We start from the raw sequence: 15,770 nt of genomic DNA on the forward strand, positions 1-15,770 counted from the left end.
GGAAGAGTGAGCGATTTTCAGGATAAAAGGATGCGGCTTACTGCGAAGGATCTCGTGGCCGAAAATGACGCGGATGACTATATCGTCGCCATCGACGCAGACGGAATACTGAGCTGGTATGGTGGATACGTGGAAAAGAAAGGGCGTCCAAGGGCTCATGTTATCGAGGTGCTGACTGAAAAAGCGCCGGTGGCTTATACAGAGTATCTGGAGAGCCTGAGCGTCTCGTATATTTTTGCCGGTGTGGACAGCCTGGATTGCAGTCTCGCTCTGAGAAAGCTGAAGGCTTTGTTTTCCATAGAACGGCTCATGCTGGCCGGAGGAGGTATAACCAACAGCTCGTTCCTTGAAAAAGATCTTATAGATGAGCTGAGCGTAGTGACAGTTCCTGTCGTGGAAGGAGAAAGATCATCAGCGTCGCTGTTTGAGAACGTCTTTATGTCGGGCGGGGGTGGAAATAAAGCCTTTTCCCTCGAGAAAGCGGAGCGGCTCGGCGACAATGGCCTGTGGATCAGATATATCCGTGTCAAAGACGCTTCGGGAACAGGAGATGATCGACGATGAAATCGGTTCTTTTCGCAGGCCGTCTTAAATGGTCCCTGCTTATCCTGCTGATGATGTGCGTGTTGACAGCTGCTTTGCTGTGCTCATGTTCGCGGGGAGACGGCAGCGGGGAAGCAGAACGGTCTGCGGCAGGTGAAACGGTAAAAACAGGCATCATCGCCGGACAGATTTTGGACGGGGCGGATGGCGAGATACATTACAGCTATTATATTCCCGAGGACTATGATGAAAACAGGATGTATCCTCTGATGGTCACGATGCCGGGATATGATATGATGTGGTTCGGTGAGGATTCGTCAGGAGCGAATCTGAACTGGGATGGCTTTCGCGTGTGGACTGAGCAGGATGAAGACATGATAGTCGTCTCGGCTCAGCTTACTGACTGGGGCGAAACATCGGCCAGGCAGGCGGTGGAGCTTACAGAGCATTTCATCGATGATTTTTCCGTCGATCCTTCCCGGGTATACGCTGCCGGGTATTCCGCAGGAGGGGAAACCATGTCGCGGGCGGTATCCATGAGGCCGGATCTTTACGCGGCATACCTTCATGGCGCGTCTCAGTGGGATGGCGAATTCGCACCGGTGGCGGAGGCGGGAGTCGCTGTCTATATTTTCATGGCGGAGAACGACGAGTATTACGGATCTCAGCGGGCACGGGATGCTTACGATGGGCTCCGCTCGGCATATCTGGATGAGGGCCGTTCAGATGCGGAGATAGATGAAGTGCTCCAGATGGAGATACCTGACGATGAATATTTCAGTGAGCGCGGTATCTATGGCAACTATCATGGAGGAGCCAACGTGCTGTTTGCCGATCAGGCGATAATCGACTGGATAACATCACAGCATAAATAGTTGGCTCTGAATCCATGGAGCAGCCGTTTGGCAGTAAGGCGAAGGATGCCGTCGGTCATCGGAGATGCTTTTCGATCAATTCGGCGAACAGTTGGGCGTCCTTCTGATCTGAGAAGATGGCGCGGGCGGATACTTTGTTTCCTCCGCCTTTCCCATTGTAGAAGGAAGCGTATTCTTTCACGAGAGAACCGCAGTCGGGAATACCGCCGGAAACCAGTATGTAGGATGTATCCTTTTCCGAATAGAGCATGATGAGTCTGTCGGTCTTTTCCATATAGTGTTTTCCCATCGTAAAGGCATCATCCATGGAGAGATGAGGAAGAGGATATACGATGACCTTCGAGCTCCCGCCGTTCTCCTCTGCGGAACGGCCTATCATCTCATCCAGTTTATCTATTTCGTTTTCTATATAGGCTTTTTTCAGATGGAACAATTCGTCCTTCACTGCGGACAACTTCTTTTCCTGAGCTTTCAGCTTTTCGGGGAAATCCTCTATGGATGAGGAATACCTGTTGGAAAGAGCCGTCAGGATATCGTGTTTAACATTGTAGTCGGCGAGAGCGCGTTGCCCGGCTTCGAAATATATCCTGAACATCCCTTTGTACTTTTCGACCTTGAATATCTTTATCGCGCCTACCTGTCCGGCTGTGGACGGATGGGTCCCGCAGCAGGCGACGCAGTCTGCCGCGTTTTCTACGGAGCCGACGCAGACGATTGAAATATCTTCATCGAAGGCCAGCGCTTTTCGCAACGGCATCTTTTCCGCTTTATCCCGTGAATCAAATCGTATGACGGTCACGGGAGCGTCTGACCAGATGACCTTATTGGCTTCCAGCTGGGCAGCGAGAGCGTCTTCCCATGTTATGTCCTTTTTTTTCGGATCTTCTTCCAGGGAGATATCGATAGTCATGTATTCATGTCCCATATGAAATCCTCTGTTGACTCCGCCGAAGAGACTGTAAAAGACTCCTGAAAGGATGTGCTCGCCGCAATGGCGCTGCATGTTATCAAACCTTCTTTCCCAGTCTATGGAGCAGTGAACTGTATCTCCGGTCGCGATACCGCTGCCGGCGGCGCCTGCCACCGTGTGGAGGACCTGCTGCCCGTCTTCGCTTTCCTGGACATCGATCACATCAAGATCATCGATATGACCGATGTCACAGCTTTGTCCGCCGCCCTCGGGAAAGAAGGCGGTGCGATCCAGCGTGATGATGAAACGGTCATCCGCATTATCGATCTTTTCTACCGACGTTACGGAAGCGTCCCATTCTTTCAAATATGTATCACTTTGGTATAATTTTGTTGTTTTCATATTTTCAACACTCCCTTTTGACCGCAAGTATATTAATAAAATTTTATACAGAAAGTGCAAAAAAGTCAAATAAAATGCTGTTAAATTTACAAAAAGTGATTTATAATATTGTTGTAATTTATTAATTTGCTGTAATATGGACGCACCTGAAAAAATAGAATCTATCGAGGAAGATTGTGAGGTGCGTGATGAGGGGCAAAGGGATTTTAATAGCAGTCACGTTGGTGCTGATGTGTACGGTCTTTTGCATCCCGGATTACAGGGATATGGCATCATATGTGTGGAACAGTGTATCAGAGCCTGTGGTGGTATTGGATCCGGGGCATGGCGGAATGGACGGAGGGGCTGTAAGCGGCGACGGGACCAGTGAGAAAGATATAAATCTGGCTATAGCCAGGAAAATGAAGGCGCGGCTTGAATCGGAAGGTATCCGCGTCATCGTAACGAGAGATGGAGACAAAGGTCTTTACGAGGAGACTGGGAATGAGAGCATCAGGAGTCTTAAGACCCAGGACATGAAGGAAAGGAAGAGGATAATAGAAGATTCGGGGGCAGATCTGACGGTCAGCGTACATTTGAATAGTTTTACACAGGATACGTCCGTAAAAGGAGCGCAGGTCTTTTACCCTTTATACGGAGATCCGGAGGCAGTAGACGAGAGCGAAAGAGCGGCGAAAATTATTCAGGCTGGTCTCAATGACGAGATAAATATCAGAAAGAAAAGAACCGAGCTGGGAAAAGATGATGTGTTTTTGCTGAGAGAGGTGACGGTTCCGATCGTGATAGTGGAATGCGGGTTCTTGTCAAATCCGGAGGATGCGTCGAATCTTAAAGATAAAAAATTTCAAAGCAAGATCTCCCGAAACCTAAGTGACAGTATTTGTTCATATTTGAGTCAATGATTACATGTTCGGCGCGAAAGCGTTGAATTTACGGGATTTTCATTCATATGAAATAAAAAGAACAAAACTGTGGATAACTTTGGATCAAAAAAAGCACTTGACAGGTAAAAACGTTGAAAAATACACAAAGTCAAAAAAGTAATTATCCACAGCAACCTTTGGATAAAATTGTATACAATGTCTGAAAATTTGTGGATAACTTCTGAAAGGCTGATATTTTAAAAGTTATTGGGTTGTTGAAAGATGTCGAGGAAAAAGCGAACACAAGTTGACATAAAACATAATGCGAAGGTGGAAGAAAAATGCTTAAAGAAAAAATTATTTACAAAGATGAGCTGCCGATCAATGTAGTAACTGCCAACATAGAAGAGTATCCCATACATTTCCATGACGATATGGAAGTTGTGTATGTTCTGGAAGGAAGCGTCATCCTTCGGAACGGATATTATACCTATAATCTCAAGCAAGGCGATATTTTCATTCTGAATGACAGGGAAATGCATAGTTTCCAGAGGACCGACGAGGACAATCTGGTGATGATGTTTCAGATGGATCTCACGTATTTTTCCAGGTATTACGATAGTCTGAAGAATAATTTCTTTGTCACTGATGTGGAGGATGACAGCGATGAAAGTCTGGAGGTGCTGAGAAACCTCCTGGCAAAGATCATGATGGAGATCATCCAGAAAGGATACGGATATGAGCATAAGGTCATAGAGAGCACTCATAATCTGATAGCCTGCCTTCTGTCGGACTTCCAGTATTTCGTCATGGAAAACGGTCGTTTCAAGAACGAGATGAAGAACAAGGGAAATAAAATCCTGGCAGGAAGGCTCAACAGGATAACTGACTACATGTACGATAACTATACCAGAAAGCTGACCCTGAGCGAGATAGCCGACAGAGAGCACCTGAGTATATACTACCTTTCGCATATAATAAAGGAGGCGACCGGCCTCAGCTTCCAGGATCTGTTGAGCTACATCCGGGTCGAGGAGTCGGAACGGCTGCTGCTTGGAACCAACAAGAAGATAGGAGCCATCGCGGAAGAAACCGGATTTTCCGCTGTCAGGTACTATATCAAGCATTTTGAGCACTGGTTCGGCATGCATCCACTGGAATACAGGAAGAAGTATATAGGAAAAATAATAAGCCGCGATATAGAGGCGAAGTATAAGCTGGCGACCCCGGCTCAGATAGAGAGCGCCATAAGAAAACAGGTGAAGGGGATCTATGCCGATTATGCGGACAAGTTCAAGGCCAAGCCTGTCATCATCGATATAGATATCTATGATGACTATGCGGAAGTGGAAAGCGAGCCGCCTGTAATGTCGGAAATAATGGAAAGAGATGTCAATAAAGTATTGGCCGAGCCTTACAGGAAGATGATGGAAATGCAGGAGAACATCATTTCCTCAGGCGAAAACTACATCGTCTCGACTAAGTGCAAATATCCGGGAGCTTTGGACAGCCTCAGCATATTGATGTATAACTTCGATGAGAATACCGGACGAAATCTGAGAAAGATCCTCAACCGGGACGACCTTCTCAGGATAGTGAGGAATTATGAAAACGAGATGGAATTTCTGGTAAGGTGTACGGGACTTTCAGGGACCTTCAGGATAATACGATATCGACTGGGGAAGGAAAGCTTTCTGGCTAAGATCGCCCACGAGGCGGATTCCGGCGCCAGGGAGAGCGTTCGGGAAAATCTGATAAACAAGCTGACATCGGAAGGGAATATAAGTACAGGCAGTTATATAAGCTCTGACGCTCTCAGCGTGAGGACCATATTTGAGGGCATCGGCGCCGAACTGATCTTGATAGACAAAGTTTGAAAACCGCAACTTTGTACTTTTTTAGGACAATGGGGTTGTTGAAATTTTCAGATAAAGGATATACCATATTCAATAGGAGATAAACCGTAAAAACTTATTGTTTAAGCAATAATTATATGGAGGTAAAGAGATGAAATTACTTATTATCGGAGCTGGCGGAGTTGGTACATCTGCAGCAAAAATCATCGCAAGAGCAGGAGCTGAAGGCGACTGGGCTGAAAAAGTAGTTGTTTCTGACTATGATCCTGAAAGAGCAAAGAAAGTCGCTAATGAAATCTGCGGCGGCGGCAAATTCGTGCCTGCACAGATAAACGCAATGGATGCTGAAAGCATCAAGGCTGTAGTTAAAGAGCACGACATCGATTTCGCGATGAACGCTTGCGACCCTAGAATGAACGCAACGATTTTCGACACTTGTCTCGAGTTAAAGATAGGATACCTCGATTGCGCTATGACGCTGGGAACAGAGCATCCTGAAAAGCCTTACGAACTTACTAACATCAAGCTGGGCGACTACCAGTTTGCTAAGCAGAAGGAATGGGAAGCTTCCGGTAAGATCGCTATCTGCGGTTCCGGTGTTGAGCCTGGTATGGCCGACGTTTTCGCGAAGTATGCTGAAAAACACCTCTTCGATAAGATCGACAGAGTTGACGTAAGAGACGGCGATAACTACGGAAATACTGATTCTGACTTCGGATTCTCAGTATGGACAACTATCGAAGAGTGCCTGCAGCCTCCTGTAATCTGGGAAAAGAACGAAGAGTATCCTGATGGACACTGGTTCTGTACAGAGCACTTCTCCGAGCCTGAAATCTTCAACTTCCCTGGCGGAATCGGCGATGTGGAAGTAGTTAACGTAGAACACGAAGAAGTTCTTCTGGTTCCTAGAGAAATCGACTGTAACAGAGTAACATTCAAGTATGGTGTTCCTGCTGAATTCAGAAGAAAGCTTCTGGTTCTTCAGGAGTATGGCCTTGCTGACAAGAGAACGAAGATCAAGGTTGGCGACAGCGAAATCACTCCTAGAGATTTCGTCTGCAAGGTAATCCCTAGCCCGGTTGACGCTACTACTACTATGACAGGTAAGGGCTGCGCAGGTACTTGGGTAACTGGATGGAAAGACGGAAAGTACAGATCAGTATATCTGTATCAGGTTGCTGACAATCAGGAATGCATCAAGAAGTACACTACTAACTCAGTAGTTGCTCAGACTGCAGTAGGTCCTGTAATCATGATGGAACTCATCGCTAAGGGAATTTGGAATGAAGCTGGCGCTTGGGGTCCTGAGCACTTCGATCCAGATCCATTCGTTGAAAGACTTGCTAAGTATGAATTCCCTGCCGGAATCAGAGAGATGGATTCCGAGTATGCGGATGATCTCAACGAAAAGGCTTTCTTGGACGCAGTAAGCAAATAAGAGTGGGGCAGAGCATTTAAATATAAAAACCATGGAGGTTGTCGCATGAGCGGCAACCTCTTTTTTAATCGGAAAATATCGATTTTGTCGCTTCGCTTTTGGGAGGACGATTGGCAGAATGCACCTATAGGAACGTCATATGACGGGATATAGGTGCAGTTTTTTCGCTGATTTGGGGAAATATGCACCCATGATGAGGTTTTTGTCCGGAGTTATAGGTGCATCAACTCATGAAAACGTGGCTTAAACGCCGGATTTGCACCAATAGGATCTCGTGATCATCGTACTTGGGTGCATTGCTTTTAAAAGGTATCGTCAAACATTTTTTCTTCATTTTGACACATTTTGATAAATATAATGAAAAACTTGACGGGGGGGGGGTATAATTGGTATAATTATTTTATTCTATACACATTAAAAAACGGAGGGAGATGAAAGGAAGTGAAGAAAAAGTTTTTTATATGTCTGCTTTCACTGCTGATGGTGTTTACCATGATGCCGGCAACGGCACTGGCCAATGAGTCAGATGCGGGCCGTCCGATCGACTTTGCCACATTCTTAGAGGAAGTAGAAAAGGCAAACTATGATTATGACGGAAAAGGTGTAACAGTTGAATGGAGTCCGTCATCTGCCTGTACGGATAACAGGCAAGACCACAATTGTCTCTTGGAAGGCGAGGGCAAAAAGCCTGACGGTAACAATCCGCAGAGGGGACAGGCTCCCAATGCACAGTATCAGGTCTTTGACGGACAGGCAAATGTAAAGATCACCAATGTGAACTTTAAATTTAAACCTGCTGACTTTACATTATGTATGAACAACACCGGATGGGGCGGCAGCTTTTCAGAAGACAACATCAAAAACGCAGAACTTCAGATGCTGAATACAGGAAATGTGTCTTTCAGCGGCTGCGACTTTGACGGAGTCATTGTCAGTCCTTTTGGAAGCAGAGGAGAATCCGCTTTTACAGAGTGCGATTTTAAAAATGTCTATGATGCATATGCCATCAAAGACATCTACTCTCCTAATGCAAGTATAACAGATTGCACTTTTGACAACTGCGGCGGCGGAATCTACTTTGAAGGAGAGACCGGCAAGGAAAGTATCGTTATAGAAAACAATGTTTTCACCAATATCGATACTAATGCAGCAGAAGGGAAACAATTTACCCGTGGCCTGATCCAGTTTTCAGCCAAAGGCAATTATTCAAAGGCCAAAATTACCATTGCCGGCAATTCTTCCACCGGAGAGGCGGCTGTTATCAGACAGCTCAATACTACGATCACATCGGATGTGTTAGACCTTGGTGAAGTTGAGGAAAACAACCGGTTTGAAGGCAATGTACTGCCGGATTCATCTTTTGGCGACAATACGGTATATTATAATGGTAAATATTATGCTACATTGAGTGATGCCTTAGTAGGCGTTTATATGAGCTCTCCTGAGGATACTGCCAAGATATACTGCAAACCTGGGGCTGATGTAGGGACGATGACCCATGGACATGTGGCTGATAATATCATCATTTACGGAAATGGTGCGTATGTTTCAGCAGGTGAACGGGATCTTGAGATCGATACCTATAAGTATGACAGAACGACAGGCCAACAAAGCAATGCCGGTTCCTTCCTCGATAAGGACATTACCGTGAAAGTATTCGACTTGAACGGAATTGCTGCATGGGGACAGAGGAATACTGACAACACGATCAATCTGTTCTTTGAAAACTGTCAGAACATGGAGAGGATATACTTTACCAATACAAACAACAAAGTTGGAAAGATAAACATCACTTTGAACAACTGCAGCTTTGACGGAAGCGATGAAAAGCTTGAAAGCAATGCCAATACATCAGTATATTCCAATGCAGCTGGAGATATTTCAATAAATAACACTACTTTTAAAGAGATAGCCGTAGGTCTGAACATCAACCATAAGTCAGAAGGCGTTCAGAATATAACCCTTAAAGATTGTGTTTTTGAGGATTGCGCTCTCAGCGATTCTCCTCAGGCGGTGAGTACAAAAACCTATGGCGCTCCTGTACGCGTTGTGGCACAGGATGGTGCAAGGACCAATCTGACGATAGAAAACTGCGAGTTTATCTACAGCGACGATAAGGAAAACTGCGGCAACGGCGATATACTCATAGGCGACGGCCGATATGATGCTGACAAAAAGCAGGGTATAGTAACTTTGGCTATGACAGGAACCAAAGCAGATATAATGGTTCAGGAAGCCGGATATTATGAAGCTGAAGGCACTGTCGCAGACCCTGATAAGGCAAGGATGGTATCTGTAAATGAATCAGATGTGGTCTTTGCAGATTCAGAGAGCCATTTCATTGTTGACAGGCATGACTCTTTTGGAATCGTAGGAGCAAAAGAGGCAACCTGTACAAGTGAAGGATATACGGGAGATAAAGTCTGCAAGATCTGCGGCAAGACCATTGAAGAAGGCACGGTCATCGCCAAAACCGCCCATGTTTTCAAAGACGGCAAATGTACCGTATGCGGAGCGGCTGACCCGGATTATGTGCCGGCAGGGACGACTGATACCGATAAGGGAAATTCAGGCGGTCCGGGAACAGGCGATGACAGCGATATGACATTATGGCTGGCACTGCTGATGGCTTCGATAGCGGGAGCACTGGGTGCGACAGTATACAGCAGAAGGAAAAAAGCACAGTAGATACGATAAACGACCGATAATGAAAAATATCCTGTGATGACCTCACAGGGTATTTTTTTATACTGTTATAGGCAAAGCGGAGACAGCATAGGGGAAGACCGCAGGCGCGCGCCCAATTGTGAAAATTAGCGAAGAAGGTGTTAAAACCGTGTAAACCTTATTGCAGGCAGTTGGATGTTATGATAGCCTGTGACTGACGTGACGATATGTTTCAATAATAGAGAGGGAGAGAAAATGAGCGATATATTAGTCATATATAAATCGAAATACGGAGCCACTGAGAAATACGCCAATATGCTGAAGGCGGATCTTGACTGCGATATCATCGACGCGGGAAGCTTCAACAAGTCTATGCTGGCGGAACATGACCGTATAATATTGGCTGGTGGTATATACGCCAGCGGAATCGCAGGAATAGATATCCTTAAGAAGAACATAGGCGGGATGACCGGTAAAAAGCTGGCTGTTTTCTGCGTCGGAGCATCTCCCTTTGACGAAAAGGCCATAGAAGAAGTCAAATCACGCAATATGAAAGGGGAGCTTCAAAGAGTACCGCTATTTTACGGAAGAGGAGCCTGGGATGAAAGCAAGATGAGCTTCAAGGACAGGACCATGTGCAAGATGCTCCAGAAGATGGTAGCCAAGGAAGACCCGTCAGAGTATGAACCGTGGATGACAGCGCTGATGTCGGCTATCGGGAAGAGCTGCGATTGGACGGACAGGAAGTATCTGGAGCCGCTGATGGAATATATGAAGGCCGAGTAATCTTTTCGAGCTGGCGTTATCGATATTGGGAGAATACTTTATAGAGGTGTATGGAAATATCGTGAATCACTGATATTTTCAAAAAATATGCAGCCATAAAATCCGAAGCGAGCTGTCCAATGGGCTGACAAAATATCCTACAGGGTGTAAAATAAAGGGGAAAATCCCGACAGGTATAACCTGATGATAAAATAAGGAGGAAAGGGTATGAAGATAACGGTTTTGGCGGGCAGTCCCCGCAACGTGAACACTACAGCTATGGTGGAAGCCTTCAAGGAAGGTGCTGAGGGAGCAGGCCATGAGGTGACTGTCCTCAATGTAGGGAAGATGAAGATCGCCGGGTGCTTAGCGTGTGAATACTGCCACACGAAGGGAGACGGAGAGTGTGTACAGAAGGACGATATGACCAAGGTATATCCGGCTCTCAAGGAGTGCGATGCTCTCGTGTTGGCGTCACCGATATATTATTTTACGCTGACGGCTCAGATACAGGCGGCTATACAGAGGATATACGCCATCGATCATCCTCCTAAAGCTACAAAGGCGGCTATGATGCTGACCTCTATGTCGCCTGATGTCTACGAAGGAGCTATAGGCGAGTATAAAGGGATACTGGGGTATATGGGCCTCGAGGATCGCGGAGTAGTTATGATAAAGGATCCGGAGAATGGAACGGACGAGGCTCTCGATAAATGTCGCGAGCTGGGAAAGAACATGTAAGCCGGGAGAAGCATGTAAGCCGGGAAAAGAAAGAACTGTCATGCCGGGCAGGCAGATCACGATGGTGATCTGCGGATCTGCTCAGGGTCTGCATGGCAGCTCTTTTTGATACAGATATCAATTGATAAGCATCTACACTCCAAAAGTCTCGGCTGTCTCCTTCAGCGCCTGTATGATAGGCAGGTGCTGAGGACATTTTTCCTCGCAGGAACCGCAGCCGACGCAGTCGGAGGCGTGGTGGCCTTTGGCGACCCACTGAGTATATTCCATCTTCGTCGCCGGGTTGTGGCCGTAGGTGTTCCACTCGTTGAAATACTCGATGAGGTCCGGAATGTTGAGCTTCTGAGGACATGGCAGGCAGTACTCGCAGCCGGTGCAGGAATACTTTATCAGCTTGTTGTATTCGGCCGAAACTTCATCGATGACAGCCAGCTCTTCAGCTGAGAGCTGTTCCAGATCTTCCGATGATATTATTTTTATATTTTCTTCGAGCTGCTGCCTTGAGCTCATGCCGCTCAGCATAAGAGTCACTTCCGGCATGCGGGCCAGCCATTTGAAACACCACTCGGCGGAGCTCCTTTTGACTGGAGCGCTGTCCCACAGCTCCTGTATGGCGGGAGGGATGTTACTGGTCAGCTTGCCTCCCTTGAGCGGCTCCATAATTATCACACCCAGACCTTTCTCTGAAGCCAGCTTCAGCCCTTTGACCCCGGCCTGAAGATCCTTGTCCATGTAGTTGAGCTGTATCTGGCAGAAATCCCACGGATACGCTCCAAGGACTTCTTCGAACAATTCATATGAATCGTGGAAGGAGAAGCCGATGTACCTTATCTTTCCCTGGGCTTTCATCTCTTCCAGGAACGGCAGCAGATTCAGTTTCCTGGCTCGTTTCCAGTTGGGGACATTGACGCTGTGGACCAGATACATATCTATGCAGTCCACATCGAGACGCTCAAGCTGCGTATCGAATATTTCCTTCATCTTAGCTTCATCCTTGGCCATCCATATGGGCATTTTGTCGGCCAGCAGTACTTTCTGACGATAACCGTCTTTGAGAGCTTTTCCCACGATGACCTCGCTCTTTCCGCCGTGGTAGTTGTAGGCCGTGTCCACATAATTGACTCCTGAGTCCACAGAAGATCTTATTATGTCAATCGCTTCCTTTTCGTCCACTTCTCCGTCTGCTGTTTCCGGCAGTCTCATAGCTCCCATCCCCAGCAGTGAAACCTTTTCGTTTATCTTGTTGAATATTCTGTACCGCATTGCTTCACTCTCCTGTATAACCAATTAATTCATTGAAAGCACAAACTTCTATGGTATTATATACCATAAGTATACTTAAAAAGGAGCTGCATTTCAATGATAAAAGAGAGGGATAAACTCAAGGGGATATGTGAGGAGATCCTTTCATGTGCGGATCTGTCCCATATGGCGGGACTGGCTGTGGGAGTGATGAAAGGAGAACAGGTCTTCACAGAGGCAGCCGGCTTCAGAAATACCGAAGCTGCCGACAGGCTTTCGGAAAACGCGGTTTTTCACTGCGCTTCGATTTCCAAGACTTTCACATCGACAGGCATCATGAAGCTGGTGGATGAAAAAAAGCTGAATTTACAGGATAGACTTGTCGATTTGTTGCCTTATTTGTCAATTGCTGATGAACGATGCGAGAAGATAAGAGTACATCATATGCTGAGTCACATCGCAGGGATACACGATGTGAAAGAGCTGGACTGGACGTCTCATGAAACCGGAGCAGGAGCGCTGAAGGAGCAGGCTCTTTCCCGAGAAGTGCGGGAGATGATCCTCAGCAGTGATCCGGACGAAGGGGTCTTCCTCTACAGCGATCTGGGTTATGATCTGCTGGGACTGATAATACAGGAGATCTCCGGTATGGATTTCGAGGATTTTATCGCGGAGAATCTCATAAAGCCTGCTGGCATGGAAAACACCACGTTCCTGACATTCGAGAGGACCGACGGAAGTCTTACGTTGAGCGATGTGGACAAGGCGGGGATGGCTATGCCTCACAGGCGCGAGAACGCCGGGAAGCTGGCGCTGGAAAGCGTCTATCCGTATTCAAGAGAGCACGCTCCCAGCTCTACGTTGACGTCGACGGTGGGAGATCTGCTGAAGTGGGCCAGGTTCAATATGGAGAAGAAGGCAGTGTCGCCGGGAGCCTACGAGAAGATGTGGACCGAGCGGGTAGACGCTCCGGATAAAGGTGCGGAAATGGGTATGGGCTGGTTCGTGAGGAAGCAGGGCGACTTGCGTTTCATCGGCCATGAGGGCGGCGACGTGGGATTCAGGACCAGTTTCTGGATGTGTCCTCAGGCGGATGCCGCGGCTGTGATATTGTCCAATACGACGGAGGCACCTATAGAATTGCTGAATGAAAAGTTGTATGAGGCTGTAGTGAAAGGAAGGATTTGAGTGATGGCGAAGGAAGGATTCAAACTTAACGAAATATGCGAGGCATTTCTCGACAAAGCGATGGAGATCTACGACGTTCCCAGCGTCGCTCTCGGAGTCATGGTAGGAGATGAGCGGTTTACGGGAGCGAGAGGCTACAGGAATTATCTGACAAAGGATCCGATAGATAAGGACGATGTCTACCACTGTGCGTCGGCGTCCAAGATGATGACAGCCATGGGCATCATGAAACTGGTAGATGAGAAAAAGATAGATCTCAACGACAGACTGGTGGATCTGCTGCCTTATTGGGAAATGGAGGATGAGCGATGTCAGCGCATAAAACTGTATCAGCTCCTGTGTCATACGTCAGGGATGCATGATGTACCGGTGGAGGATTGGGAAGAAAAATGGTCAGAAAAAGTGGTCGATCCAGGCTCCATAAAGAGATATGTCACGTCTGATGAGGTGATGAAGGGAAGGATGTTATGCGAGCCTGGCACGGGAGGCTTCATATACAGCAGCATAGGCTATGAATTGCTGGGCGCTGTGATAGAAGAGACGTCGGGAAAGCTTTTCAACGAATTCATCAAGGAAAACTGTTTTTTACCGGCAGGGATGGACAACACCACTGTCCTTACCATAGAAAGGACTGATGGGAGCCTTGAGCTGGAGGACATAGACAAGCTGAGGATGGCGATGCCTCACGAGAGAGATGAAAACAGGAACTTCATAATGGCGAAGTACTATCCGTACAGCAGGCAGCACGCTCCAAGCTCGACTCTCACTACTAATGTGGCGGATATGCTCAAATGGGGACGTTTCAATCTCGACAGGAAGGCTTTTTCCGATGAAACCTATGATAAAATGTGGCAGGACTATGCGACAGTACCTAACAATGGGGAAAAGATGGGTCTGGGATGGTTCATGAGGGAGCAGGACGGGCATCATCTGATAGGCCATGAGGGGACAGACATCGGGTTCAGAGCCAGTTTCTGGATGTGTCCTGAGCTGGATATGACCATAGCCGTCCTGTCCAATGTTTCGGCAGCTCCTGTAAAACGGATAAATAAAGCTGCCTTTGAGGAAGTCACTCGTTCCTTATAAAGCTGAGAAAATCCTCGAAGTCTTCAAAATCGCTTTGGATGAACTCGAAGAGTACCGATTCCTTGAATTCGTATTTGGACGTTATCATGAGAAACGGCGCCAGCATGCTGGATTTCAGTTTGTTTTCCAGATATCTGATGTCAGACAGGCTGTAGGCTGATACTATCAGCTGGCCGAAATCCGTCAGGAAATACACGCCTTTGACATCATTGTTGAGACGGAAGACTCGCTCGTTGACGTGGTCATTATTCTTTTTGAAGGCCATGAACATCCGGCCGTTTTCATGAGATGTCATGATGGTATTGAGGTCGATCGTCAGTTCGCCTATATTGTTTTCCATATCTTCATCTGACAGGAGGACTTCGTAAACTGTTACAAATTCGGGCTTTGCTAACATCATCGCGGCTTCCGCGGTGCTGACGGCAAAGCTCGAACATTTTTTGAAGTCCACTACACGAAGATCTTTCACCACCACTTTGGAGATGACCGTTTCATAGCTGTTGGCCGATTCTATGAGGGATTCGCACAGATAGGAGATCGCTCCGTCCTCGTAGGCACGCTCGGTATCTATGACATTCTTGCAGAAGGTGGCGGGGAAATAGTTGTCATAGGTATCGAGAGGGACGCCGGCTTCCGCCAGATAGGCGGCCCCTTCATGATCTTTCCCGAAGCAGCGCATCAGAAAATAATTTATGGTTTGGTAGTCGGAGACCATATCGCCGCAGATATCATGCATCAGGGCTTCCTTTTCTTCGGTGGACAGGACTGTGGCCGGTTCCAGCAGAAAGCTGTATTCATCGTAGCCTTCCGGAAGCGGCAGGTCGTGGGTCTGATTGAATTCCTTGTAGTACGTCATGAGCCCTTTCAGACGGGTCTCTGAAAGACTGATCTTTTTTGCTCCCAGGCCTCCGATGAGACTCTGCTCTATGTAGCTGATCTCTTCAAGGTCGTTGCCGAATATGGACTTATAAGTTTCCAGCCCCGCTTCTTCGCAGTCTATGTAAAAAAACTGATGGAGATCATACTCCGGTTCCGTGTCGGAAAGCTTCCATCTGGCATATACTGAAAGCACACCCATCAGTCGGGTGTTGGTGACATAGGCTGAGACGAAATATTTGTCACGGTTTTCCATGGAGGCGGAGAGGCCGCCTTCTATAACTGTCAGTTTAGGCTTGCTCAAATCGTGTACCTCGT

The 15,770-nt window shown here is 47.1% G+C and carries 13 protein-coding genes; 10 read left to right on the forward strand and 3 right to left on the reverse strand.

The window, feature by feature from the left end; translation table 11 throughout:
• Positions 1-30: 30 nt before the first annotated feature.
• Both ACQY69_RS10495 and ACQY69_RS10500 read left to right on the forward strand, forming a co-directional pair.
• Positions 31-564, forward strand: coding sequence for a dihydrofolate reductase family protein (locus ACQY69_RS10495; RefSeq protein ID WP_428260468.1), 534 nt, complete (start codon positions 31-33; stop codon positions 562-564).
• Positions 561-1,418, forward strand: a complete 858-nt coding sequence (locus ACQY69_RS10500) for a prolyl oligopeptidase family serine peptidase (protein WP_428260469.1) — start codon at positions 561-563, stop codon at positions 1,416-1,418. Before ACQY69_RS10495 ends, ACQY69_RS10500 begins: the two co-directional genes overlap by 4 nt.
• Positions 1,419-1,473: 55 nt before the next feature.
• Here ACQY69_RS10500 and ACQY69_RS10505 read toward each other — a convergent pair whose 3' ends face one another.
• Positions 1,474-2,730, reverse strand: a complete 1,257-nt coding sequence (locus tag ACQY69_RS10505) for an alanyl-tRNA editing protein (protein WP_428260470.1) — start codon at positions 2,728-2,730, stop codon at positions 1,474-1,476.
• 188 nt (positions 2,731-2,918) lie between these two features.
• Here ACQY69_RS10505 and ACQY69_RS10510 point away from each other — a divergent pair, with 188 nt between their 5' ends.
• From ACQY69_RS10510 to ACQY69_RS10535, 6 genes are all read left to right on the forward strand, one after another.
• Positions 2,919-3,632, forward strand: coding sequence for an N-acetylmuramoyl-L-alanine amidase (locus ACQY69_RS10510; protein ID WP_428260471.1), 714 nt, complete (start codon positions 2,919-2,921; stop codon positions 3,630-3,632).
• A 302-nt stretch (positions 3,633-3,934) separates the two neighbouring features.
• Positions 3,935-5,470, forward strand: coding sequence for an AraC family transcriptional regulator (locus ACQY69_RS10515; protein ID WP_428260472.1), 1,536 nt, complete (start codon positions 3,935-3,937; stop codon positions 5,468-5,470).
• Positions 5,471-5,600: 130 nt separating this feature from the next.
• The gene (locus tag ACQY69_RS10520; RefSeq protein ID WP_428260473.1) at positions 5,601-6,887 is read left to right on the forward strand and encodes a saccharopine dehydrogenase NADP-binding domain-containing protein; all 1,287 of its coding nucleotides are present in this window, start codon (positions 5,601-5,603) and stop codon (positions 6,885-6,887) included.
• Between the two features lie 441 nt (positions 6,888-7,328).
• Positions 7,329-9,575, forward strand: a complete 2,247-nt coding sequence (locus tag ACQY69_RS10525; RefSeq protein WP_428260474.1) for a hypothetical protein — start codon at positions 7,329-7,331, stop codon at positions 9,573-9,575.
• A 234-nt stretch (positions 9,576-9,809) separates the two neighbouring features.
• On the forward strand, positions 9,810-10,340 hold the full coding sequence (locus ACQY69_RS10530) for a flavodoxin domain-containing protein (RefSeq protein WP_428260475.1): 531 nt from the start codon (positions 9,810-9,812) through the stop codon (positions 10,338-10,340).
• Positions 10,341-10,547: 207 nt separating this feature from the next.
• Positions 10,548-11,060, forward strand: a complete 513-nt coding sequence (locus ACQY69_RS10535) for a flavodoxin family protein (RefSeq protein ID WP_428260476.1) — start codon at positions 10,548-10,550, stop codon at positions 11,058-11,060.
• A gap of 132 nt (positions 11,061-11,192) precedes the next feature.
• Here the strand turns inward: ACQY69_RS10535 and ACQY69_RS10540 are convergent, their stop codons facing one another.
• Positions 11,193-12,323 (reverse strand): aldo/keto reductase, encoded by a 1,131-nt coding sequence (locus tag ACQY69_RS10540; RefSeq protein ID WP_428260477.1) that lies wholly within the window; start codon positions 12,321-12,323, stop codon positions 11,193-11,195.
• 96 nt (positions 12,324-12,419) lie between these two features.
• On the opposite strand from ACQY69_RS10540, the gene ACQY69_RS10545 reads away from it, so the two are divergent.
• Positions 12,420-13,490: a serine hydrolase domain-containing protein gene (locus ACQY69_RS10545; RefSeq protein WP_428260478.1), complete on the forward strand. Its 1,071-nt coding sequence runs from the start codon at positions 12,420-12,422 to the stop codon at positions 13,488-13,490.
• Between the two features lie 3 nt (positions 13,491-13,493).
• The gene (locus ACQY69_RS10550; RefSeq protein ID WP_428260479.1) at positions 13,494-14,576 is read left to right on the forward strand and encodes a serine hydrolase domain-containing protein; all 1,083 of its coding nucleotides are present in this window, start codon (positions 13,494-13,496) and stop codon (positions 14,574-14,576) included.
• Here the strand turns inward: ACQY69_RS10550 and ACQY69_RS10555 are convergent.
• Complete coding sequence (locus ACQY69_RS10555) at positions 14,560-15,756, reverse strand: hypothetical protein (protein ID WP_428260480.1); 1,197 nt, start codon at positions 15,754-15,756, stop codon at positions 14,560-14,562. The genes ACQY69_RS10550 and ACQY69_RS10555 overlap by 17 nt on opposite strands.
• Between the last annotated feature and the right edge of the window lie 14 nt (positions 15,757-15,770).

It is taken from the genome of Gallibacter sp. Marseille-QA0791 (assembly GCF_965119705.1).
GTDB lineage: Bacteria > Bacillota > Clostridia > Peptostreptococcales > Anaerovoracaceae > Lentihominibacter > Lentihominibacter excrementipullorum.